This window comes from Pseudoxanthomonas sp. LjRoot143, from assembly GCF_964252945.1.
Lineage (GTDB): Bacteria > Pseudomonadota > Gammaproteobacteria > Xanthomonadales > Xanthomonadaceae > Pseudoxanthomonas_A.
In genome coordinates this window covers 1180123-1200318 of record NZ_CAXUPM020000001.1, presented here as the reverse complement: position 1 = coordinate 1200318, position 20196 = coordinate 1180123, and the positions used below count along the sequence as shown (strand labels likewise).

Here is a 20196-nt window from a genome sequence, read left to right as displayed (position 1 = left end):
GAGAACTCAGTGGGAAGCGGAGGCCGTCGCGGCCTGCTGGCGCTGGACGGCGGCGGCATAGCCACCGGCCCCCCGCTCCAGCGTGCGGGCGACGCGGCCGATGGTGGTCACGCTGACCTGGGTCAGGTCGTGGATCTCGCGGTACGGCACGCCCTTCAGCAGCAGGGGCACCACCCGCCAGCGGTCGGACATGGCTTCCAGCTCGGCCGGGGTGCACAGGTCTTCCAGGAAGGCCCGCACCTCGCCCGCCTGTTCCAGCGCGGCCAGCGCCTCGGCCAGCGCCTGCAGCGGGCCGGAGGCGGACGCGATGTCTTCGTTGGCGGAACGGCGTTTCATGGATCTGGGGCTCGTTTCAATGTATTAATGCGCTAGTACATTAATTGGATTGTTGCAGAGCGTCAACCCGTCTGTTGTCTGGATACACGCGTCGATTGCGTTGTCTTGGGCAGGACAGGACGGGGACCCGCGATGGACTGGAGCGGACACGGACGATGAGTACACTGCCAAGGACGCCTGAACGCCGGACCGGGAAGACCGACCGCCTGCCGGGCACCCCGGGGGGGACGGGTATGCCGCCATCACGCAACTCGCGATTCGCGCGCCACGGGCTGGCGGGCTGGTTCCTGCTGCTTGTCCTCGCGCCGCTGCTGGTGGCCGCCGAGACCCCGGCGCGCATCACCCGCGACACCACCTACCTGCCCCTCGCGCCGCAGACGACCTACCTGCACGACACCGGCGGCGCAGCGACGCTGGACCAGACGCACCGCCTGCTCGACGACGGCCGCTTCGACCCGCTACCCAATGGCGATGCCTCCTTCGGCTTCCAGACCGGCGCGTTCTGGTTCCACGTCCGCGTGACCAACGAGAACCCGCGCGAGCAACGCTGGCTGCTGGTCCAGCAGTACGCGCTGAGCGACCGCATCGACGTGTATGCCCGCTATCCGGACGGCCGCACCGTGCATCACGCCGGCGGCGACGCCTTCCCGTTCGAACAACGCAGCATCCGCTACCGCCACCCCAATTTCTGGCTCGACCTGCCGACCGGCGAAGAAGTCGACCTGCTGGTGCGGGTGCAGAGCCAGAGTTCGATGCAGGTGCCGCTGTTCCTGTACACGCCCGCCGCCTTTGCGGAGCTGTCGCGCGACGGCCAGCTGGGCATCGGCATCTACTACGGCATCCTGCTGGCGCTGTTCTTCTACAACCTGGTGCTGTGGCTGGTGCTGCGCGACGGCAGCTACTTCTGGTACCTGTTCCACATCAGCGCCTTCGGGCTGGTGCTGTTCACCCTCAACGGCCTGGGCTTCGAGTACCTGTGGCCGCATTCCACCTGGCTGGCGGACAAGTCGGTGCCGCTCTCGGTCTGCCTGGCGCAGATCGGCATGCAGCAGTTCTCGCGCACCTTCCTCGACCTCAATACGCGATGGCGGCTGGGCGACCGCATCAGCAAGGGCATCATCGCGTTCTTCGTGCTGCTGGGCATCGCTGCCACGCAGTTGCCTTACCACGTGGCCACGCCGATCGCCTCGGCGGCGGTGTTTCCCAGCATCGTCTGGATCGCGGTGATCACGCTGATGGTGGTGCGTACCGGCTACCGACCCGCCAAGGTGTTCCTGCTGGCGTGGGCGATGTTCCTGCTCGGCACCGGGATCTTCGTGGCGTTGGCGTTCGGCCTGCTGCCGAAGACCTTCATCACCGAGTACGGCGTGCAGATCGGTTCGGCGCTGGAGATGCTGCTGCTGTCGGTGGCGCTGGGCTACCGCTACGCCGCGCTGCGCAACGAGAACGAGCGCATCGTGCGCGACGCGAAGAACTCGCTGGAGGCGCAGGTCATCGAGCGGACAGGCGAACTGCGCCAGGCGATGTCGGAACTGGAGAGCGCGCATCACCGGCTGCGCGAGTCCAGCCGCCTCGATGGCCTGACCGACCTCTACAACCGCACGCACTTCCGCGAAGCCTTCGAGCACCTGTTGTCGCAGTCGCGCAACTCGCAGCGACCGATCTCGCTGCTGATGATCGACCTGGACCACTTCAAACGCATCAACGACACCTACGGCCACCTGGTCGGCGACGACTGCCTGCGCTGCACGTCGAACACGCTGGCCGAGACCCTGCGTCCGCACGGTGCGCTGCTGGCCCGGTTCGGTGGCGAGGAATTCATCGCCGCCCTGCCCGGAATGGGGCTGGGTGAAGCCAGCGTGGTGGCGGAAGAACTGCGGCATGCATTGCGCGCGCAGCCGTGCCGCAGCGGTGATCTCGAGATCGCCGTGTCCGCGAGTATCGGCGTGCATTGCGTCGACCTGGAAGCGCGCGACAGCCTGGAGTCGGCGCTGCAGGTCGCCGACCAGGCGCTGTACGCAGCCAAGGCCGAAGGGCGAGACTGCGTGCGGACGCTGTAGGGCCGGGATTTTCTGGTCTGGGATTTCTGATGTGGGAGCGACGTAAGTCGCGAGCTTTTCAAAGCTATCGCGACTTACGTCGCTCCCACACTCACTCTCCCCTGTGCCTCAGCGATTACGGACCGCTGCCAGGATCTCGCCCGATTCCACCAGACGCACGGCGGTGGCGACCTCGCCATCCAGCGCACGGTCGCGGTCGAGGAACGGGATCTTCGCGCGGATCGCGGCATGCGCGGCCGCGACGGCATGGCCCGGGTGGAACGCCTCGCTCGACGCCAGGGCAGCACGCAGCGCCTCGACTTCGTGCAGGAACTCCTCGCGCCCCTCCGCACCCGCCTGCGGACCACCGGCCACCTTCACGGCCAGGCCCTCGGCATCGGTGCGGTCCGACAGGGCGCGGGCTGCGTTGATCATGTCGCGACGCAGGTCCAGCGCCTGCGCCGCGGTGTACAGCTCAAGCGCCAGCACCTTGCCCAGGTCCTGCACCATCGCCAGCACGTGGCGCGCCTCGTTGGCGCCCATCGACACATGGTCTTCCGCATTCGCACTGGTCGGCACCGAGAACACGCTGGCCGGATGCGCGCGACTGGCCAGGTCGTTGACGATGGCCGCCGCCGAGTACTGCACGATCATGTGGCCCGATTCGGTGCCGTCCTCGTTGCCGATCAGGAACGCCGGCAGGCCGTCGTTGGTCGACGGATCGACCAATTTGTTGAGGCGGCGCTCGGAAATCGACGCCAGCGTCGGGATGGCCGCCTTCACGTAGCTCATCGCCAGCGCCAGCGGCATGCCGTGGAAGTGGCCGGCCGAGATCACCTGCTCTTCGACGTGCTCGGCCTGCTTGTCGGGGAACACCAATGGATTGTCGGTGACTGCGTTGAGTTCGATCTCGAGCACGCGCCGGGCCTGCTCGACCGCATCGCGCACGGCGCCGTGCACCTGCGGGATGCAGCGCAGCGAATAGCTGTCCTGCGGCTGGTGCTTCTTGCCGCCGCGGAACGGCATGAAACGCAGGTAGAACTTTTCGCGACCGTGGCGCTGGTCGGTCGGCACCCAGTCCCAGCCGATATCGAAGCGCAGCGCCTGCGCCTCGGCGGTGTCCCAGCTGCGCGGCAACCACGGGCGGAACCTCGGTACCAGGTGGTAAGGAATATCGGCCAGCGTCGAGCCCTCGAGCAGCTCGCGCAGGCGGCTGGCGACGTGCACCTGGCCCGGATGCGGACGCAGCGCATGCACTTCCTCGGCGAAGGCGCCCAGGCGGCCGGCGAACGCGTCGATCGTCATCGCGGCGGCAAGATCGGCGGTGTCGAGCAACTGGTCCAGCCGGTAGGTCGCCAGCACGCCCATCGCCAGCATCTGCGCGGTGCCGTTGTTGAGCGCCAGGCCTTCCTTGTACGACAGGCTTACGGGCGACAGGCTCGCGCGCTTCAGCGCCTCGGCACCGGTGATGCGCTCACCTTCGTAGAAGGCCTCGCCACCGCCCAGCAGCACGATGGCCAGGTGCGACAGCGGCGCCAGGTCGCCCGAGGCGCCGACCGAGCCCAGCGACGGCACCACCGGCACGATGCCGGCATTGAGCATCGCCGCCAGTGCCTGCAGGGTTTCCACGCGGATGCCGGAGTGGCCCTTCAGCAGCGTGTTGATGCGGATGCCGAGCATGGCGCGGACGATCTCCGGCGCCATCGGCTCGCCGACGCATACGGCATGCGTGACGATCAGGTTGTACTGCAGTTCCTCGTGCAGCGATCGGCCGGACTTGGCGGCGCCCGGCAGTTCGTCGCGCAACGGATGCGCGCCGAGCAGCTTGTCGGCGTTGCTGCCGAAGCCGGTGGAGACGCCATAGATCGGCTCTTCGCGACGGACCTGTTCGGCCAGGAAGTCGGCCGCGCGCGCGACGTCCTTCAGCGCGCCTTTGTCCAGCTCGACGCTGGCGCCGAACGCGATCTCGACCAGACGGTCGCGTGTGAGGGATTTGCCATCCAGCAGGATCGGTTTCATGTCAGCGCCCCGCCAGTGCGCGCGCCTGTTCCAGCTCGACCTTCAGGCTGCTGGCCAGTTCCTCGCGCGTCACTTCGAACTGCTGTTCGCGCTGCAGGTCCTTGACCGTCACCACGCCGCGGGCGAGTTCGTCTTCGCCCGCCAGCACCACGAAGCGGATGCCGGCACGCGAGGCGTACTGGAACTGCTTGGCCAGCTTGCGGCTCTCCATCTGCACTTCGGTATTGATGCCCGCCGCGCGCAGGCGACGCGCGATGTCGAGCGAACCGGCCAGTTGGCCGTCGTCCATCAGGGCGACCATGGCCTGCACGCTGCTCTCGTCGCTGCCGGCGATCAGGCCGGCCTCGCGCAGCTGCCAGAACAGGCGCGTCAGGCCGATCGAGATGCCCACGCCGGGCAGCTTCGACTTGGTGTAGTGGCTGGCGAGGTCTTCGTAGCGGCCGCCGGAGCAGATCGAGCCGATCTGCGGATAACCGTCCAGCTGGGTCTCGTAGACGGTGCCGGTGTAGTAGTCGAGGCCGCGGGCGATGGAGAAATTCAGGCAGTACGCGTCCTCGGACACGCCCAGCGCCTTGACCAGTTCCAGCACTTCGCGCAGTTCGGCGACGCCCTGGTTGAAGGTGTCGCTGCCCTGCCCCAACGCATCTAACTTCGCCAGCGCATCGGCATGGCCGGTGCTGCGCACCGCGACGAAATCGAGGATGCGGTCGACGCCCTCGGCCGACATGCCGAAGCCTTCGCCGGTCAGCGTCTCGCGCACGTAGTCGGCGCCGCGCTTGTCCAGCTTGTCGACTTCGCGCAGCACCAGGGCCTGCTGTTCGCCGTCGGTCACGCCCTGTGCCTCGAAGAAGCCGCGCATCAGCTTGCGGTTGTTCAGCTGGATGGTGAAGGCGCCGATGCCCAGTTCGCTGAAGACCGCGTGGATCACCGCCAGGATCTCGGCGTCGAAGCGCACGCTCAGCGCGTCCTTGCCGATGACGTCGATGTCGCACTGGTAGAACTCGCGGAAGCGGCCGCGCTGGGCGCGCTCGCCGCGGTAGACGCGCTGGATCTGGTAGCGGCGGAACGGGAAGGTCAGTTCGTGTTCGTGTTCGGCCACGTAGCGGGCCAGGGGCACGGTCAGGTCGAAGCGCAGGGCCAGTTCGGGCAGGCCTTCGCCTTCCTTGGCCAGGGCGCCGGTCGACTGGACGAAGTAGACCTGCCGTTCGGTCTCGCCGCCGGACTTGGTCAGCAGGGTCTCGGACAGTTCGAAGACCGGGGTCTCCACCGGCAGGAAGCCGAAGCGCTCGTAGTTCCGGCGGATGGTGTCCAGCATGCGCTGGAACGCGATCTGCTCGCGCGGGAGCAGCTCCATGACGCCAGGCGGGGTACGGGGCTTGATCAAGGGGAACTCCGGCTTTCGTGAACGGCGCATTTTACTTTCGTTGGCGTATCCGCCGCAGCCTTTCGCAGCCCGTCCACCCAACTTTCGTCAGAGGATCGTTCCGGGGGCTTGCCCGGGCCGGTTCACCCCCCTATAATTTCGCGCTCAGTCGGGGTGTAGCTCAGTCTGGTAGAGCGCTACGTTCGGGACGTAGAGGTCGCAGGTTCGAATCCTGTCTCCCCGACCAATAGATTCAGAGTGTTACGACGAAACCGCCCTAGTGGCGGTTTTTTCATGCCCGCGATTTTCCAGCAAGCTGCTGATCTCATCGCGGGCAATGGTTGGTTCGACTCCTACTTCCGACATCACAAGCAAATCGCTACCGGTGTCCAAGGTTCGAATCCCTCCCTCTCCGCCAGTCGGCGTTGCGTCCACCGTTCCTATGAAAGCCTATAGGTTGGGGTGAGCCTGCGAACCCCAACACCGGGAGATGCCCGCGTATCGATGTTGGGCTTCACTTCGTTCACCCCAACCTATGCGCTAGCTCATCTGCTCAAACGAGATGTACCCATCCTCGATGACATCCTCAATACGGCGCTTATACACATCCGAGACAACGATGTTTGACACTCCTGGCCAATCGGCCAAACGGAATGCATCCGTGCCTAGCGGAATCTTTCCCCAATCAATTGCGGGACGGAGAAACATTCTGCCTCTCGGATCGTGCCATGGTCGCAGAACGGCGTGATCTGGCCATGGATCAATGTTGGATCTCGAGAAATCGGTCGCATCGACCGCGAGTTTCGGCCGGAAAATTCGAAAATCTCTGCCAGTCGACCGTTCAATGAACTCCATCGATTCAACATCGCTGCTTTCGAACTTACGTACCACATCGGAGATCACCAGTATTCGCGCCGTAAAAACAAACTGAACGGGCGAGATAGTCCCAGTCCTTAGGAACTCTCCGAAACAGGTCTGATCAAAAGAACTCTTCCCGAATGCAACTTCGTTTCCAACCTCAGCACCGTCGACATCAATGATGCTGTCTCTCAGAAGTTCCTTGCCGCCCCATTTTTTGTCAGAATCGCTGGACGAAATCAGGTAATACGTCGGCATCGTCATCTCCATCTTCCGGCTGCGGAGTCTAGGTTGTGATGAACGTCAAACCCTAACATCTGGACTCGCCCGATCTCAGCTGAGCAAATCGGGATGCCGCACCTGCCCTTCCCCACGCACGACGAACCGCTCCACCGTCAGCGCCTCCAGCCCCATCGGGCCGTACGAATGGAGCCGCGTGGTGGAAATGCCGATCTCCGCACCCAGTCCCAGTTCGCCGCCATCCGAGAAACGAGACGAGGCGTTGACCATCACCACGGCTGAGCGCAATGCGTTGAGAAACTGCTCCGCATGGACGGGATCGCGAGTGACGATCACCTCGGTGTGGTCGGACGTATGGCGGCGGATATGGGCGATGGCGGCGTCCAGGTCATTCACTACGCCGACCGCGATCACCAGATCGAGGAACTCGGCGGCGAAATCGTCGTCCGTCGCACTGGTCGCATCCGGCATCAGATCCCTGGCCGCCGCATCCGCCCGGACCTCGACGCCGCGAGCCCGCAGCTCCTTGGCCGCACGCGGCAAAAAGGTCGGCGCGATATCGCGATGGACCAGCAGCGTCTCCAGCGAGTTGCAGGCCGACGGTCTCGACACCTTGCCATCGATCAACAAGGCCAGCGCCAGGTCCTCGTCCGCGCCCGCATCGACGTACTGGTGGCAGACACCCTTGTAATGCTTGATCACCGGTACGCGCGCGTGTTCGGCGACGAAGCGGATCAGCCCCTCGCCCCCGCGCGGGATGACCAGATCGACGATGTCGCTGAGCTGGATCAGCTCCAGGATGGTCTCGCGACGCAGGTCTTCGACCAGCGTCAGCACCGCCTCCGGTAACCCTGCCTCGCGCAACGCACGCTTCAGCGCCGCCGCGATGGCGGTGTTGGAATGGATCGCCTCCGAGCCGCCACGCAGGATCACCGCATTGCCCGCTTTCAGGCACAGCGCCGCGGCATCGGCGGTGACGTTCGGGCGCGCCTCGTAGATCATCGCGATCACGCCCAGCGGCACGCGCACGCGCTCGACATGGATGCCGTTCGGACGATCATAGGCACGGGTCACCTGCCCGACCGGATCGGGCAACGCCGCCACTTCGCGCACGGCAGCCGCGATGCCCTGCAATCGCACGCCATCCAGGCGCAGGCGATCCAGCATGGCGGTGCCGATGCCCTTGGCCGAAGCCGCCTCGATGTCCTGCGCGTTGGCCGCCAGGATCGCCGCCGCGTCGGTCAGCAATGCATCGGCCATCGCCTGCAGCAGCGCATTCTTCGCCTCGGTCGGCAGCGACGCGATGGCGTGGGCCGCATCGCGGCATTGCAGGGCTTGCTGGGTGATCTGGCCGGTCATGGGGTTTCCGTCTGCATGCTCACACCAGGACCAGGTCGTCGCGATGGACGACGTTCTCGCCGTAGGTGTAACCGAGGATGCCTTCGATGTCGCGCGAGTGCCGGCGCGCGATGCGCCGGATATCGACGGCCGAGTACTGGCTGACGCCGCGCGCGATGCGACGGTCGCCGCCGTCGTCGCGCAGCACCAGCTCGACCATGTCGCCACGGCGGAAATCACCTTCCGCCGTGGTTACGCCGCCCGGCAGCAGCGACGCGCCCTTCTGGCCCATCGCGTTCGCCGCACCGGCGTCGACCACGATGGCGCCGGATTCGACCGGCACGTTGCGCAGCCAGTACTTGCGGGCCGCCAGCCGGTTCTGCGCGGGCCGGAAGCGCGTACCGAGCAGCGCGCCGCGTGCCAGCGTGGAGACGGTCGCCGCCTGCGTGCCGTTGAACAGGAAGGTCTCGATGCCGGCCGCCGCGGCCTTGGCCGCGGCTTCCAGCTTGGTATGCATGCCGCCGGTGCCGACGCCGCTGCCCGCGCCACCGGCCATCGCGAAGAACTCCGGCGTCAGCGCCTCGACATCGAGGATCGGACGCGCATCGGCGTGCGTACGCGGATTGGCGGTATAGAAGCCGTCGATGTCGGTGGCGATGAACAGCGCGTCGGCATCGATCAACGCCGCGACGACCGCGGCGAGGTTGTCGTTGTCGCCGAGCTTGAGTTCGTCCACCGATACGGTGTCGTTCTCGTTGACCACCGGCAACGCGCCCAGTGCGAGCAGTTCCTGCAGCGTGGCGCGGGCGTTGAGATAACGACGGCGGTTGCGCAGGTCGTCGTGGGTCAGCAGCACCTGCGCCACAGGACGGTCGAAGAAGCGCTGCCACAACGCGATCAACTGCGCCTGGCCCAGTGCCGCCAGCGCCTGCCGTTCCGCCATCGCCACGCCGGCCTGCGGCTTGCGATGCAGCAGGCCACGTCCCGCGGCGACCGCACCGGACGACACGATGACCACTTCGCGCCCCGCGGCAATGCTGGACGACACGAACTGCGCCAGGTTCAGTGCATGGCGCGGGCTGAGCCCCTCGCCATCGGCCGCCAGCAGGCTGCTGCCGACCTTCAGCACGGCGCGGCGCCAGGCCGGCAACGGCTGTTCGGAGAACGGAAGCGGCGTGGCGTGCGTCATGGCATCAGCTCAGCGTGTGTTCCATTCGTAGACGGTGAGGTCGGACGTGCCGGTCAGCGCGAGGGGATCGCGCGCCGCGATCGCCTTTGCCTCGTCCAGCGACGCCACGTTGACCAGCACGTAGGCGCCGCCGCTCCTGTCGCTGAAGCCGCCGGTCATTTCCAGCTGTCCGCTGGCGCGCAACTCGTCGAGAAATGCGAGATGCGGCGCAATGACCGCATCGTCGAACGAGGGGCGACGCATCGCCATGACGAGGTAGCGCGTCACAGGGCGTCCCAGCGGGCGAGCAGTTCGTCCAGGCGCAGATCGGCCGCCGCGCCGGGCGAGACGCGCGCGGCCAGGCTGCCTTCCGGCGTACGTCCCTGCCCTGCACTGTCGGCCGACGCGGCCGCGGCCTTGTACGCTTCGCGGAATGGCACGCCCGCGACTGCCGCCTCGACGGCGACGTCGGTGGCGTACATCCCGGAATCGATCGCGGCGCGCAGTTTGTCTTCGCGCCACCCCAGGTTGGCCAGCAGCGCCGGCAGCAGCTCCAGCGCCGGCAGGCCGCGGCCGAAGCCGTGGAAGATCGCGCCCTTGCTGGCCTGCAGATCGCGGTGGTAACCCGACGGCAGCGACAGCAAGTGCTCGATCTCGGTACGCGCGGCAGCGACGCTGGCGTGGGTCGCGCGCATCAGCTCGATGACATCGGGATTGCGCTTGTTCGGCATGATGGAACTGCCGGTGGTGTACTGCGCCGGCAGCGCGACGAAACCGAACTCGGCGCTGGTGAACAGCGACAGGTCCCACGCGATGCGGCGCAGGTCCAGGGTGGCGCCGCCCAGGGCTTCCAGCGCGGCCAGTTCGAACTTGCCGCGCGACAGCTGGGCGTAGATGGGGCTGACCTGCATGCGCGCGAAGCCGAGAGCAGCCGTGGTGTGCTCGCGGTCCAGCTTGAGGTTGACGCCATAGCCGGCGGCGGTACCCAGCGGATTGGCGTCGACCAGCCGCAACGTGTCGCGGGCGCGTGTGGTGTTGTCGATGAAGGCTTCGGCCCAGCCCGCCCACCACATGCCGGCCGACGACACCACCGCCCGCTGGATGTGCGTGTAGCCGGGGATCGGCAGGTCACGTTCGGCCTGCGCACGGTCAAGCGCGACCTTGGCGATCTCGCGCGACAGCACGGCCACACGTGCCAGCTTTTCCTTCAGCCACAGGCGCGTGGCGACCAGGATCTGGTCGTTGCGGCTGCGGCCGGTATGGATCTTGCGGCCGGCATCGCCGAGGCGTTCGGTCAGGCGCGCCTCGATGGCGGAGTGGCCGTCCTCGAAGCGCTCATCGAGCACGAAGTCGCCACGGCGGAAGTCATCGGCCAGGATCGCCAGCTCGCGCTTCAGTCCCGCCAGTTCGTCGCCCGACAGGATGCCGGCGCGCTGCAGGCCTTCGGCATGCGCGGCGCTGGCCTGGATGTCGTGCAGGAAGAACTCCCGGTCCAGCACCACGTCATCGCCGGCAAGGAAACGCTGGATCTCCGCGTCCACCGCCACGCCGGGCTTCTGCCACAACAGGTCGCTCATGCCGTCGTCTCCTGCGGAATGCTCTCCAGCTCATCGAAGCCGAAAGCGAGATTGAGGTTCTGCATCGCCTGCGTCGCCGCGCCCTTGAGCAGGTTGTCCAGCGTGGCGACCACGACCAGGCGCTTGCCGCCCGGCGCCAGGGTGAAACCGCCGATCTCGACGCCGTGCCGGCCGGCGATCCGGCTGACCCACGGCGCTTCGTCGAGGACGCGGATCAGCGGCTCGGCGGCGTAGCGCTCGCGGTACAGCGAACGGACGTCGTCGATCTTCATGGCCTGCTGCAGCCAGAGATTGACCGTCATCGTGATGCCACGGAAATGCGGCGCCACATGCGGCATGAACTCCACCGGCACGCCGAGCTGCCGACTGACCTCGCGCTCGTGCATGTGGTCGGTCAGCGCGTACGGCATCAGGTTGTCGCGCAGCAGTTCGGTGTTGTTCTTGTCCGAGGGCGACGTACCCGCACCGGAGTAGCCCGACACGCCGAAGCACTGCGGCGGCCCCGCCAGGCGATCCAGCAGCGGCGCGATGGCCAGCTGCATCGCGGTGGCGTAGCAGCCGGGATTGCTGATGCGCTTCTGGCCGGCGTACTTCTGCCGGGTCAGTTCGGGCAGACCGTAGTACCAGTGTTCGTCGAAGCGGAAGTCGGCCGACAGGTCGACGACGACCGTGTCCGGCGCCTGCGCATCGATGGCAGCAACCAGTTCGGCGGCCTTGCCGTTGGGCAGCGCCAGGATCACGGCGTCCGCGCCCTTGCCGCCGACCTGGTCGTGGTTCAGGTTCTCGTAGCGCAGGTCGCCGACGAACCCGGCGATATGGTCGCTGACCTTCTGCCCGTCCAGCTCGCGCGAGGATACGAACGCCAGTTCCAGCTGTGGATGGCGGGCGATCAGGCGGATCAGTTCCGCGCCGGTGTGGCCGCGGGCGCCGACGATGCCGACGGTCTTCTTGCTGCTCATGGGGATTCCTGTTCGTGCTGCGCCAGCCGTGCCTGCAGGTTGCGTTTCACTGCGGGCCATTCGCTGTCGATGATGGAAAAGACGACGGTATCGCGCGGCGACCCGTCGGCGTGGCGCTTGTGGTTGCGCAACACGCCATCCTGCTTGGCGCCCAGGCGGGCGATGGCCGCGCGCGAACGATGGTTGAACCAGCTGGTCTCGAACACCACGCTGATGCAGCCCAGCGTTTCGAAAGCGTGCGTCAGCAGCAACAGCTTGGTCTCGGTATTGACGCCGGTACGCTGGACGTCCGGTGCGTACCAGGTGTAGCCGATGCTGAGCTTGGGCACGTCCGCTTCCAGCCCGTAGTAGCGTGTGCTGCCGACGACGCGGTCATCGGCATCCAGCACCACGAACGGCAGCACGCGGCCGTCGATCTGCGCCGCCAGCACCGCGTCGACGTAGCTCGCCGCCTCGTCGGCCTTCGGTACGCTGGTGAACCACAAGGCAGCCAGCGCGTCGCCCGCCAACGCCGCACGCAGGCCGTCGACGTGGTCGCGCGACATCGGTTCCAGGCGCGCGTGACGCCCCGTCAGCACGGGGACCTGCTTCCAAGCGGCGGGAAGTGAGGCGGCAGCCATCTCAGTCCTTCAGCGTCGGCAAGCGCGTGCGGCAATGCGCCACGCAACGCTCGATATCGCCGAAATCCTCGATGCCGTACCAGAACACCTTCCACTTCTCCTGCTTGTAGCAGCCGTCCGATTCGGCGTAGTAGAAGATGTTGACCTGGTTGTTGTGGCGCGAACGCCAGAACAGCTGCGGATTCTCCTCGCGCATGACGTGCCAGACCGCGCGCCCCAGGCCTTCGCCCTGCGCATCGTCGAGCACCGCGAACTTGTCGAGATACGCGAAGCCCTCCTCGCGGGTCAGGATCAGCGCGGTGCGGTAGTTCTCGCTGATGTAGACGCGGTACGGCGTCGTGCGTTCGAAGTAATCCGGCAGCAGCGTGCGGCCGAAGCTGGATTCGATCAGCGTCTTCAGCCGCGGCAGGTCCACGCCGTCCCAGCCGTTCCCGAAGCGCAGCACGCGTTCGCCGCGACGCACCAGCGTGCCGGAACCACGGTGGGTGAACAGTTCCTTGGCCAGTTCGGCAGGCTTGGTGATCGACACCGACGAGGTCAGCGGCAGGCGGCCCAGCAGGTCCTTGATCTGTTCGATCTTCACCCGCATGCCGCCGTTGATCCACGGCTGCGCCATCAGTTCGTCGTACTCGGTGGACAGGTTGATCGAGTCGATCACCCTGCCCTCCGCATCCAGCAGGCCGCCGGTGCCGGTCAGGAAGATGATCTTGTACGGCTGCAGCACCTGCACCAGCTCATTGGCGGCGAAGTCGGCGTTGATGTTGAGGATCTGGCCGCCGATGGTTTCGCCCATGCTGGCAATCACCGGGATGGAGCCGGCCTTCAGGCTGGCTTCGATCGGCGACTGGTTGATGCGGGTGACGTCGCCGACCAGCCCGTAGGTGGCCTGGTCCTTGTACTCGGCCTCGAACACACCGGAGACGATGGAGGTGGCGCGCGCACCCAGTTGCTGCAGCGCCTCGACCAGCGCGAGGTTCTGCTGCAGGAACACCTTGCGCACGATGGCCAGCACTTCCGGCGTGGTCACCCGCAGGCCGTTGACGGTCTGCTTGGTGATGCCGGCGGCCGTCATTTCCTCGTCCAGCTGCGGACCGGCGCCGTGCACGACGATCGGGGTCAGGCCGACTTCCTGCAGGAACGTCAGCGACGACGTCAGCGCTTCCAGGTCGTCGCGCAGGACTGCGCCGCCGACCTTCACCACCGCGAAGCGCTTGGCGTCCAGCTGCGAGAAGCGCTTGACGTACTGCGAGATCTCCTTCGCGCTGCCCATGCTGGACAGCAGCCGGATGATGGTCTGACGGGTTTGCTTGTTCGATTCCATGTCGATTTCAATAGCTTCTTGTAGGAGGGGCTTCAGCCCCGACTGTCATGCTGGAATTACCGGTCGGGGCTGAAGCCCCTCCTACATGTCAGTTCGTTTGATCCAGAATTCTTGCCACGCTGTCGGCGTAGCGCTGCAACTGCTCCAGCGCCACCCATTCGTCGGCCGTATGCGCCTGGGCGATGTCGCCCGGTCCATAGACGAAGGCGGTCAGACCTGCGGCCGAAAACAGCGAGGCCTCGGTCCAGAAGTCCACCGCGTTGCCGATCGGCAGCCCGAGTTCGTCCGCGAGGTCCCGCGCTGCCAGGCGGCGCTCTTCCGCACGGGCTACATCGCCGGACGGCAACGATGGGCCGCGGAACGTCTCTTCGTACTCGTCCAGCGCGTCGGCGTTGGCGAAGCCGCGGAAGGTCGCGTGCAGCCGATCCATGTCCTGCGACGGCAGCGGACGGAAGCCGAACCGCACCTCCGCACTGGGCGCGATCATGTTGGCCTTGATGCCACCTTCGACCCGGCCGATGTTGAAGCGCAGCCCGGTCAGCCCACCAAAGCGCAGGTGATGCTGCTCCTGCACGAAATCCAGCGCCGTCGTGCCCCAGCGCATGGCGTTGTGCAGTGCGCTCAACGACAGCGCGTTCTCCGCCGACGCATGGCCCGCCTGTCCCTTGAACGCCATGCGCACGGCACTGATACCGCGGTGCGCGAGCACCGCTTCGCAGCGGGTCGGCTCGGCAATGATGGCCTCGCCGAAGCCGTGGTCGCGTGCCAGGAAGGCGGCGATGCAGCGCGCGTCGTTGGCTTCTTCGTCGGTGGTGAACAGGAAGGCGGCATCGCCCTTCGTCACCTGTGCCGCCGCCACCAATGCGGCGGCGGCGCCCTTGATGTCGCAGGCGCCGAGGCCGATCGCGCGATCGCCTTCGATCCGCAGCACATGCGGACTGGCGCTCCACGCCGGCGACGACGGCACCGTATCCAGGTGCACGTTGAACACCCGCTTCGGTTGGCCACGCACGGCGAAGAACGACACCGCACCGGCGCCATGGTCGGTCACCTCGATGCGGAAGTCCGGCAGCTGCGCGCGCAGGTAGTCGAAGATCCCGTCCGTGCCGATGTCGCGCGGCGGGTTCCTGGTGTCGAACGACACCAGTGCTTCGAGGTGCTTGAGCGTGGTCGCGAGCAAGGTCATGCGGTTCTGATCTCGTTGTAGATATCCGGCCTGGACACTTCCATCAGCGTCTGCGGCCTGGCCGGTGTGTCGAAGCCGTACTGTGCGTACAGCCCGTGCGCGTCGGAGGTGGCCAGCATGAACCGGCGCAGTCCCTGCAGTTGCGGATGCACCATGACCTCGGCGACCAGCTGCTTGCTGTAGCCACGACCGCGATGCGCCGGCAGCACGAACACATCGGCCAGGTAGGCGAAGGTCGCGAAATCGGAAACGACCCGCGCGAACGCCACCTGCCCGACGCCGTCGACGTGGCCGCCGAAACAGAGCGAGCCCGCGACCGCGCGCGCCACCGTTTCCTCCGGGATCCCCAGGCTCCAGTAAGCCTCGGTCGAAAGGAAACGGTGGATCAACGGCAGGTCCAGCTCCGCCTTGTCCGTGCTGACGCGCAGGGCGCTCATCGACGCGTTCCGGTCAGCGGTTGATCTCGGCCCACAGGGTCGAGCTCATGCCGAACAGCTTGATGAAGCCTTCCGCCTCCTCCACGCCCCAGTCGGCCGATTGCGCGTAGGTCGCGCCCTTGGCATTGAGGATGTGCGGCGATTTCACCGCCACCGCATCGACGCGGCCACCGCGGGTCTCCAGCACCACTTCGCCGTTGACGATGGACTGCGACGACTGCAGGAAGGCTTCCAGGTCCGCCTTCAGCGGATCGTGGTAGAAGCCTTCGTACACCAGCTCCACCCACTTGCGCGCGACCTCGGGCTTGAAGCGATTCTGCTGCTTGGTCAGCACGGTCTCTTCCAGCGCGCGGTGCGCGGCCAGCAGCGACACCAGGCCCGGCGCCTCGAACACGATGCGGCCCTTCAGGCCGATCACGGTGTCGCCGGTGTACACGCCGCGGCCCACGCCGTATGGCGCAAACAGCGCATTCAACTTCGCCAGCAGCGCGGCGCCGGCGACGGGCTGGCCGTCCAGGCTGACGGCTTCGCCGTGCTTGAAGCCGATCGTCACCCGCAGTGGCGCTTCGGGCCACTCGGCGCGCGGTGCGCACCAGCCACGCGCGCCTTCGCCGGGCGCTTCCCACTTGTCGATCTCGCCGCCGGACATGGTCAGGCCCAGCAGGTTCTCGTTGATCGTGTAGCTCTTCTGCTTGGCGCGCACGCCGAAGCCGCGCTCTTCCAGATAGGCCTGTTCGTAGGCACGGGTCTGGGTGTGCTCCTTCTGGATCTCGCGGATCGGCGCCACGATGCGGTAGTCGCCGCTGGCCTTCACCGCCAGGTCGAAGCGCACCTGGTCGTTGCCCATGCCCGTGCAGCCGTGCGCGATGGCGTTGGTGCCCAGCTCCGCCGCACGCTTCAGCGCGGCGTCGACGATCAGGTAGCGGTCGGACACCAGCAGCGGATACTGGCCCTGGTAGCCCTCGCCCGCCCACACGAACGGCTTGACGAAGCCGTCCCAGATCGCAGGACCGCCATCGACGGTGACATGGCTGGCCACGCCCAGCTCGGCGGCGCGCTGCTCGATGAAGGCGCGCTCTTCGGCATCCACGCCGCCGGTGTCGGCGAACACGGTGTGCACGTTCCAGCCGCGCTCCTTCAGGTAGGGCACGCAGAAGCTGGTGTCGAGGCCGCCGGAAAAGGCGAGGACGATGTCGTTGGAGTCGTGGGGGGTGGTCATCTTGGAACTCTCGTAGGGTGGGCCTTGGCCCACCGGATGGTGTGGTGTCGGTGTCGAAGCGGCGGGCGTGGGCCCGCCCTACTTGATCAATGCCGCCATGATGGCCTTCTGCACATGCAGGCGGTTTTCGGCTTCGTCGATGGCGATGCACTGCGGCGAATCCATCACGCCATCGGTCGCCTTCACGTTGCGGCGCAACGGCAGGCAGTGGCTGAAGACGCCGTTGTTGGTCAGCGCCATCTTCCGCTCGTCGACGATGAAGTGCTTGTACTGGTCGCGGATGGGCTTCTCGGGCTCCCAGTTGCCGAAGAACGGCAGTGCGCCCCAGCTCTTGGCGTAGACCACATCGGCGCCAGCATAGGCACTGTCGATGTCGTGGCTGACCTGCAGCGAGCCACCGCTCTCGGCGACGTTCTGCTCGGCCCAGCCCATGTAGCGCTCGTCCAGCACGTAGTCCGGCGTCGGGCACAGCAGGGTCACGTCCATGCCCATGCGCGTGGCGATGGTCAGCGCCGAGTTGGCCACGGCGGTGTTCAGCGGCTTCGGGTGGTAGGTCCAGGTGAGCACGTACTTCTTGCCGCGCAGGTCGGAGGTGCCGAAGTGCTCCTGCAGCGCCAGCGCATGCGCCAGCTCCTGGCAGGGATGGGTGATCGTCTCCATGTTGATCACCGGTACGGGCGAATACTTGGCGAACGATTTCAGCACGATGTCCTCGCGATCGTAGGCCCAGTCGACGAACTTCGGGAACGCCCGCACGCCGATCAGGTCGACGTAGCGGCCCAGCACCTTCGCCACTTCGGCGATGTGCTCCTCGGTGTCGCCATCCATCACCGTGCCCAGGTTGAACTCGATCGGCCACGCATCCTTGCCCGGCTGCAGCACCACCGCATGGCCTCCCAGCTGGAACGCGCCAAGTTCGAAACTGGTGCGGGTGCGCATGGACGGGTTGAAGAACACCAGCGCGATGGACTTGCCCTTCAGCGCGTCGCCCAGCTTGTTCTGCTTGTAGAGGGCGGCCTGCGTCAGCAGCGCGTCGAGATCGCTGCGGCTCCAGTCCTGCGTGTTCAAGAAGTGCTTCATTACGGCATCCTGGTTTCGGGAATGTGGCAAAACGGGCTTCGGAAACGAAAAAACCCAGCCTCTGGCTGGGTTTCCGGTGAACAAGCGACGACGTCCGGGGTACCCAGCTAGATGCAGGATTCCGGTCGACGGGCACGCGAGGTCATGCTCGAGGCCTGGGAGGCCGCGCTGTCAGCATGGGCGTGTGCGTTCATCTTCATGGGCGCGAATGCTCGCATGTGCTGCGGCGCAGCGCAAGGACGGATTCGGTTGCGTGTGCAACCGTGCACGAATCAGGGGCCGCTGGCGGTCGGCTGGACGGGCGCCACATAGGGCACCACGGAAATGCGGATGCGCAGGCGGTTGCCGGGATCCTCGGCCAGCCGCGAGCGGTACTTCACGCCCTTGTAGATGTAGTCCACGTCGTAGGCGATGGGACGCTGGAACTCGCGCTCGATGGGCACGACGCGGCAATTGACCTTGACCGCGGGCAGCGTCACCGGAGGCGTCTGAGCCGGCTCGTCATCGCCGCCGAACCAGCCCCGCACCGAACTGACCATCCGGCTCCAGCGACCCTCGTCCTTTGCTTCCGGTGCAGCGGCTTCAGTCTTGGATGCGGGCACTTCATCGCAACGCTGCTCGGTGCGGGTCGCCCGCAGGGTCTGGTAGACCGGCTCCACGCCCAGCACCTGCGCATAGTCCAGACGCACGTTCTCCGTCGGGATCACCCGTTCCTGCGCAACGACCGGGGCGGCGAGCAGGCAACAGGACAGGAGAAGGGCGGTGCGGAGGCGGGGCATGTGGCCTGCAAGCGGTATCCAGGGGCCCCAGTGTAAGAATCACGCCTTGAGTGAGGCTGAACATCGGCCGCCCGGGACCTCGCAAGACCCTCGCGCACGGCGCAGGCGGTAGAATTCCACGGCTCTCCCCTGCCCTGTCCCCATGACCCTGCGCCTGCACAACAACCTCACCCGCCGGGTCGAGGACTTCGCACCCCTTGGCCCGATCCCCACGATGTACGTCTGCGGGCCCACCGTCTACAACTACGTCCACATCGGCAACGCACGCGGCCCGGTCGTGTTCGGCGTGCTGGCGGCCCTGCTGCGCCGGCGCTTCGGCCAGTTGCGCTACGCCCGCAACATCACCGACGTGGACGACAAGATCAATGCGGCGGCCAAGGAACTGGGCGTGGCCATCTCGGCCATCACCGACCGCTACGCCGCCGCCTACCGCGAGGACATGGCGGGCCTGGGCGTGACCGGCGAGTTCGCCCCGGACATCGAGCCGGCCGCCACCGACCATATCGGCCAGATCGTCGCGATGATCGAGCAGTTGATCGCCGGCGGGCATGCGTATGCGGCCGAAGGCCATGTGCTGTTCTCCGTCGGCAGCTTCGCCGAATACGGCAAGCTGTCGCGTCGCGACCCCGAGGAAATGCTGGCCGGCGCCCGTGTCGAAGTCGCCCCGTACAAGCGCGACCCGGGCGATTTCGTGCTGTGGAAGCCGTCCACGCCGGACCTGCCGGGCTGGGACTCGCCCTGGGGCATCGGTCGTCCGGGCTGGCATATCGAATGCTCGGCGATGGCCGCGGCCCACCTGGGCGAGACCATCGACATCCATGCCGGCGGCGTGGACCTGCAGTTCCCGCACCACGAGAACGAAGTGGCGCAGAGCGAGTGCGCGCACAAGCACGCCGACGGCTCGCACAAGACGTTCGCCCGCTTCTGGGTGCATAACGGCATGCTCAACTTCGGCGGCGCCAAGATGAGCAAGTCGCTGGGCAACATCGAAAAGGTCCACGACCTGCTGCAGCAGCACCCGCCGGAAGCGCTGCGCTACGCGCTGCTCTCCGCGCACTACCGGCAGCCGCTGGACTGGTCCGAAGCGCTGGTGGAGCAGTCGAAAAACACGCTGGACCGGCTGTATGGCACGTTGCGCGACTTGGGCGACATCGATGCCGCCGCTGTCACGCCGCAGGTCATCGAAGACGCACTGGACGACGACCTCAACACGCCGCAGGCGCTGGCAGAAGTCGCCCGCATCGCCGCGGAAGCCCGCAAGGCCTCGAACGACGCGGACAAGCACCGGCTCAAGAGCGAACTGCTCGGCGCCGGCCGCGTGCTCGGCCTGCTGCAGCAGGATCCGGCCGAATGGTTCGGTCGCGGCACCTCTTCCGACGACGATGCCCGCATCCAGGCGCTGATCGACGAGCGCGCAGCGGCCAAGAAGGCCCGCGACTTCGCCCGCTCCGACGCCATCCGCGACCAGCTGGCGGCCGAAGGCATCCTGCTGGAAGACACGCCTCAGGGTGTGCGCTGGAAGCGGGCGTGACGCCCTCCCTTCCCTACTCCCCCGGGAGAAGGTGGCGCGAAGCGCCGGATGAAGGTTCGACGAAGTCTGGATGCCGGTGCTCAATGGACTTCGCCGCACCCTCTCCCCAACCCCTCTCCCGGCGGG

18 protein-coding genes and 1 tRNA gene are annotated in these 20196 nt (G+C 66.5%); 3 read left to right on the top strand and 16 right to left on the bottom strand.

Annotated elements, in window-relative coordinates; translation table 11 throughout:
* Positions 1 to 6: 6 nt before the first annotated feature.
* Positions 7 to 336, bottom strand: coding sequence for a YerC/YecD family TrpR-related protein (locus ACSQ1W_RS05600; RefSeq protein WP_192268681.1), 330 nt, complete (start codon positions 334 to 336; stop codon positions 7 to 9).
* A gap of 233 nt (positions 337 to 569) precedes the next feature.
* Here ACSQ1W_RS05600 and ACSQ1W_RS05595 point away from each other — a divergent pair, with 233 nt between their 5' ends.
* A complete protein-coding gene (locus ACSQ1W_RS05595; protein ID WP_436042147.1) occupies positions 570 to 2396 on the top strand; it encodes a sensor domain-containing diguanylate cyclase in 1827 nt (608 codons plus the stop codon).
* A 108-nt stretch (positions 2397 to 2504) separates the two neighbouring features.
* Here ACSQ1W_RS05595 and ACSQ1W_RS05590 read toward each other — a convergent pair whose 3' ends face one another.
* Together ACSQ1W_RS05590 and hisS are read right to left on the bottom strand one after the other, a co-directional pair.
* Entirely contained in the window at positions 2505 to 4394 is a 1890-nt protein-coding gene (locus ACSQ1W_RS05590) for an HAL/PAL/TAL family ammonia-lyase (RefSeq protein WP_436042145.1), read from the bottom strand.
* Position 4395: 1 nt separating this feature from the next.
* Positions 4396 to 5778 (bottom strand): histidine--tRNA ligase, encoded by a 1383-nt coding sequence (gene hisS, locus ACSQ1W_RS05585; RefSeq protein ID WP_436042143.1) that lies wholly within the window; start codon positions 5776 to 5778, stop codon positions 4396 to 4398.
* Positions 5779 to 5927: 149 nt separating this feature from the next.
* On the opposite strand from hisS, the gene ACSQ1W_RS05580 reads away from it, so the two are divergent.
* Positions 5928 to 6004: transfer RNA gene (locus ACSQ1W_RS05580), tRNA-Pro, on the top strand.
* 293 nt (positions 6005 to 6297) lie between these two features.
* Here the strand turns inward: ACSQ1W_RS05580 and ACSQ1W_RS05575 are convergent.
* The 13 genes from ACSQ1W_RS05575 to ACSQ1W_RS05515 form a co-directional block, all read right to left on the bottom strand.
* On the bottom strand, positions 6298 to 6873 hold the full coding sequence (locus tag ACSQ1W_RS05575) for a hypothetical protein (protein WP_436042141.1): 576 nt from the start codon (positions 6871 to 6873) through the stop codon (positions 6298 to 6300).
* A 75-nt stretch (positions 6874 to 6948) separates the two neighbouring features.
* Positions 6949 to 8214 (bottom strand): glutamate-5-semialdehyde dehydrogenase, encoded by a 1266-nt coding sequence (locus tag ACSQ1W_RS05570; RefSeq protein ID WP_436042139.1) that lies wholly within the window; start codon positions 8212 to 8214, stop codon positions 6949 to 6951.
* A 19-nt stretch (positions 8215 to 8233) separates the two neighbouring features.
* Positions 8234 to 9382 (bottom strand): glutamate 5-kinase, encoded by a 1149-nt coding sequence (gene proB, locus ACSQ1W_RS05565; protein WP_436042137.1) that lies wholly within the window; start codon positions 9380 to 9382, stop codon positions 8234 to 8236.
* A 9-nt stretch (positions 9383 to 9391) separates the two neighbouring features.
* The gene (locus tag ACSQ1W_RS05560) at positions 9392 to 9631 is read right to left on the bottom strand and encodes a YciI family protein (RefSeq protein WP_436046113.1); all 240 of its coding nucleotides are present in this window, start codon (positions 9629 to 9631) and stop codon (positions 9392 to 9394) included.
* A gap of 14 nt (positions 9632 to 9645) precedes the next feature.
* Positions 9646 to 10938 carry an argininosuccinate lyase gene (gene argH / locus ACSQ1W_RS05555; protein ID WP_436042135.1) on the bottom strand — a complete coding sequence of 431 codons (1293 nt, stop codon included), beginning with the start codon at positions 10936 to 10938 and terminating at the stop codon, positions 9646 to 9648.
* The gene (gene argC / locus ACSQ1W_RS05550) at positions 10935 to 11897 is read right to left on the bottom strand and encodes an N-acetyl-gamma-glutamyl-phosphate reductase (protein ID WP_436042134.1); all 963 of its coding nucleotides are present in this window, start codon (positions 11895 to 11897) and stop codon (positions 10935 to 10937) included. Before argC ends, argH begins: the two co-directional genes overlap by 4 nt.
* Complete coding sequence (locus ACSQ1W_RS05545) at positions 11894 to 12517, bottom strand: GNAT family N-acetyltransferase (protein WP_436042132.1); 624 nt, start codon at positions 12515 to 12517, stop codon at positions 11894 to 11896. Before ACSQ1W_RS05545 ends, argC begins: the two co-directional genes overlap by 4 nt.
* A gap of 1 nt (position 12518) precedes the next feature.
* On the bottom strand, positions 12519 to 13838 hold the full coding sequence (locus ACSQ1W_RS05540; RefSeq protein WP_436042130.1) for an acetylglutamate kinase: 1320 nt from the start codon (positions 13836 to 13838) through the stop codon (positions 12519 to 12521).
* An 88-nt stretch (positions 13839 to 13926) separates the two neighbouring features.
* Positions 13927 to 15024: an acetylornithine deacetylase gene (locus tag ACSQ1W_RS05535; RefSeq protein ID WP_436042129.1), complete on the bottom strand. Its 1098-nt coding sequence runs from the start codon at positions 15022 to 15024 to the stop codon at positions 13927 to 13929.
* Positions 15021 to 15461 carry a GNAT family N-acetyltransferase gene (locus ACSQ1W_RS05530; protein ID WP_436042128.1) on the bottom strand — a complete coding sequence of 147 codons (441 nt, stop codon included), beginning with the start codon at positions 15459 to 15461 and terminating at the stop codon, positions 15021 to 15023. The genes ACSQ1W_RS05535 and ACSQ1W_RS05530 overlap by 4 nt, the downstream gene beginning before the upstream one ends.
* 13 nt (positions 15462 to 15474) lie before the next feature.
* Positions 15475 to 16680 (bottom strand): argininosuccinate synthase, encoded by a 1206-nt coding sequence (locus ACSQ1W_RS05525; protein ID WP_436042127.1) that lies wholly within the window; start codon positions 16678 to 16680, stop codon positions 15475 to 15477.
* A 78-nt stretch (positions 16681 to 16758) separates the two neighbouring features.
* On the bottom strand, positions 16759 to 17760 hold the full coding sequence (locus tag ACSQ1W_RS05520; protein ID WP_192268709.1) for an N-acetylornithine carbamoyltransferase: 1002 nt from the start codon (positions 17758 to 17760) through the stop codon (positions 16759 to 16761).
* A gap of 272 nt (positions 17761 to 18032) precedes the next feature.
* Entirely contained in the window at positions 18033 to 18539 is a 507-nt protein-coding gene (locus ACSQ1W_RS05515) for a hypothetical protein (protein ID WP_192268711.1), read from the bottom strand.
* 142 nt (positions 18540 to 18681) lie between these two features.
* Here ACSQ1W_RS05515 and cysS point away from each other — a divergent pair, with 142 nt between their 5' ends.
* Positions 18682 to 20070 carry a cysteine--tRNA ligase gene (cysS, locus tag ACSQ1W_RS05510; RefSeq protein ID WP_436042126.1) on the top strand — a complete coding sequence of 463 codons (1389 nt, stop codon included), beginning with the start codon at positions 18682 to 18684 and terminating at the stop codon, positions 20068 to 20070.
* Positions 20071 to 20196: the final 126 nt, after the last annotated feature.

Excerpts from the sequence above, each read along its gene's own strand:
- ACSQ1W_RS05595 (WP_436042147.1), top strand. The coding sequence starts at position 570 with ATGCCGCCATCACGCAACTCGCGATTCGCGCGCCACGGGCTGGCGGGC.
- ACSQ1W_RS05590 (WP_436042145.1), bottom strand. The coding sequence starts at position 4,394 with ATGAAACCGATCCTGCTGGATGGCAAATCCCTCACACGCGACCGTCTG.
- ACSQ1W_RS05575 (WP_436042141.1), bottom strand. The coding sequence starts at position 6,873 with ATGCCGACGTATTACCTGATTTCGTCCAGCGATTCTGACAAAAAATGG.
- argC (WP_436042134.1), bottom strand. The coding sequence starts at position 11,897 with ATGAGCAGCAAGAAGACCGTCGGCATCGTCGGCGCCCGCGGCCACACC.
- ACSQ1W_RS05520 (WP_192268709.1), bottom strand. The coding sequence starts at position 17,760 with ATGAAGCACTTCTTGAACACGCAGGACTGGAGCCGCAGCGATCTCGAC.
- ACSQ1W_RS05525 (WP_436042127.1), bottom strand. The coding sequence starts at position 16,680 with ATGACCACCCCCCACGACTCCAACGACATCGTCCTCGCCTTTTCCGGC.
- ACSQ1W_RS05545 (WP_436042132.1), bottom strand. The coding sequence starts at position 12,517 with ATGGCTGCCGCCTCACTTCCCGCCGCTTGGAAGCAGGTCCCCGTGCTG.
- proB (WP_436042137.1), bottom strand. The coding sequence starts at position 9,382 with ATGACGCACGCCACGCCGCTTCCGTTCTCCGAACAGCCGTTGCCGGCC.
- argH (WP_436042135.1), bottom strand. The coding sequence starts at position 10,938 with ATGAGCGACCTGTTGTGGCAGAAGCCCGGCGTGGCGGTGGACGCGGAG.
- ACSQ1W_RS05515 (WP_192268711.1), bottom strand. The coding sequence starts at position 18,539 with ATGCCCCGCCTCCGCACCGCCCTTCTCCTGTCCTGTTGCCTGCTCGCC.
- cysS (WP_436042126.1), top strand. The coding sequence starts at position 18,682 with ATGACCCTGCGCCTGCACAACAACCTCACCCGCCGGGTCGAGGACTTC.
- ACSQ1W_RS05560 (WP_436046113.1), bottom strand. The coding sequence starts at position 9,631 with ATGGCGATGCGTCGCCCCTCGTTCGACGATGCGGTCATTGCGCCGCAT.
- ACSQ1W_RS05570 (WP_436042139.1), bottom strand. The coding sequence starts at position 8,214 with ATGACCGGCCAGATCACCCAGCAAGCCCTGCAATGCCGCGATGCGGCC.
- ACSQ1W_RS05535 (WP_436042129.1), bottom strand. The coding sequence starts at position 15,024 with ATGACCTTGCTCGCGACCACGCTCAAGCACCTCGAAGCACTGGTGTCG.
- ACSQ1W_RS05540 (WP_436042130.1), bottom strand. The coding sequence starts at position 13,838 with ATGGAATCGAACAAGCAAACCCGTCAGACCATCATCCGGCTGCTGTCC.
- ACSQ1W_RS05600 (WP_192268681.1), bottom strand. The coding sequence starts at position 336 with ATGAAACGCCGTTCCGCCAACGAAGACATCGCGTCCGCCTCCGGCCCG.
- ACSQ1W_RS05530 (WP_436042128.1), bottom strand. The coding sequence starts at position 15,461 with ATGAGCGCCCTGCGCGTCAGCACGGACAAGGCGGAGCTGGACCTGCCG.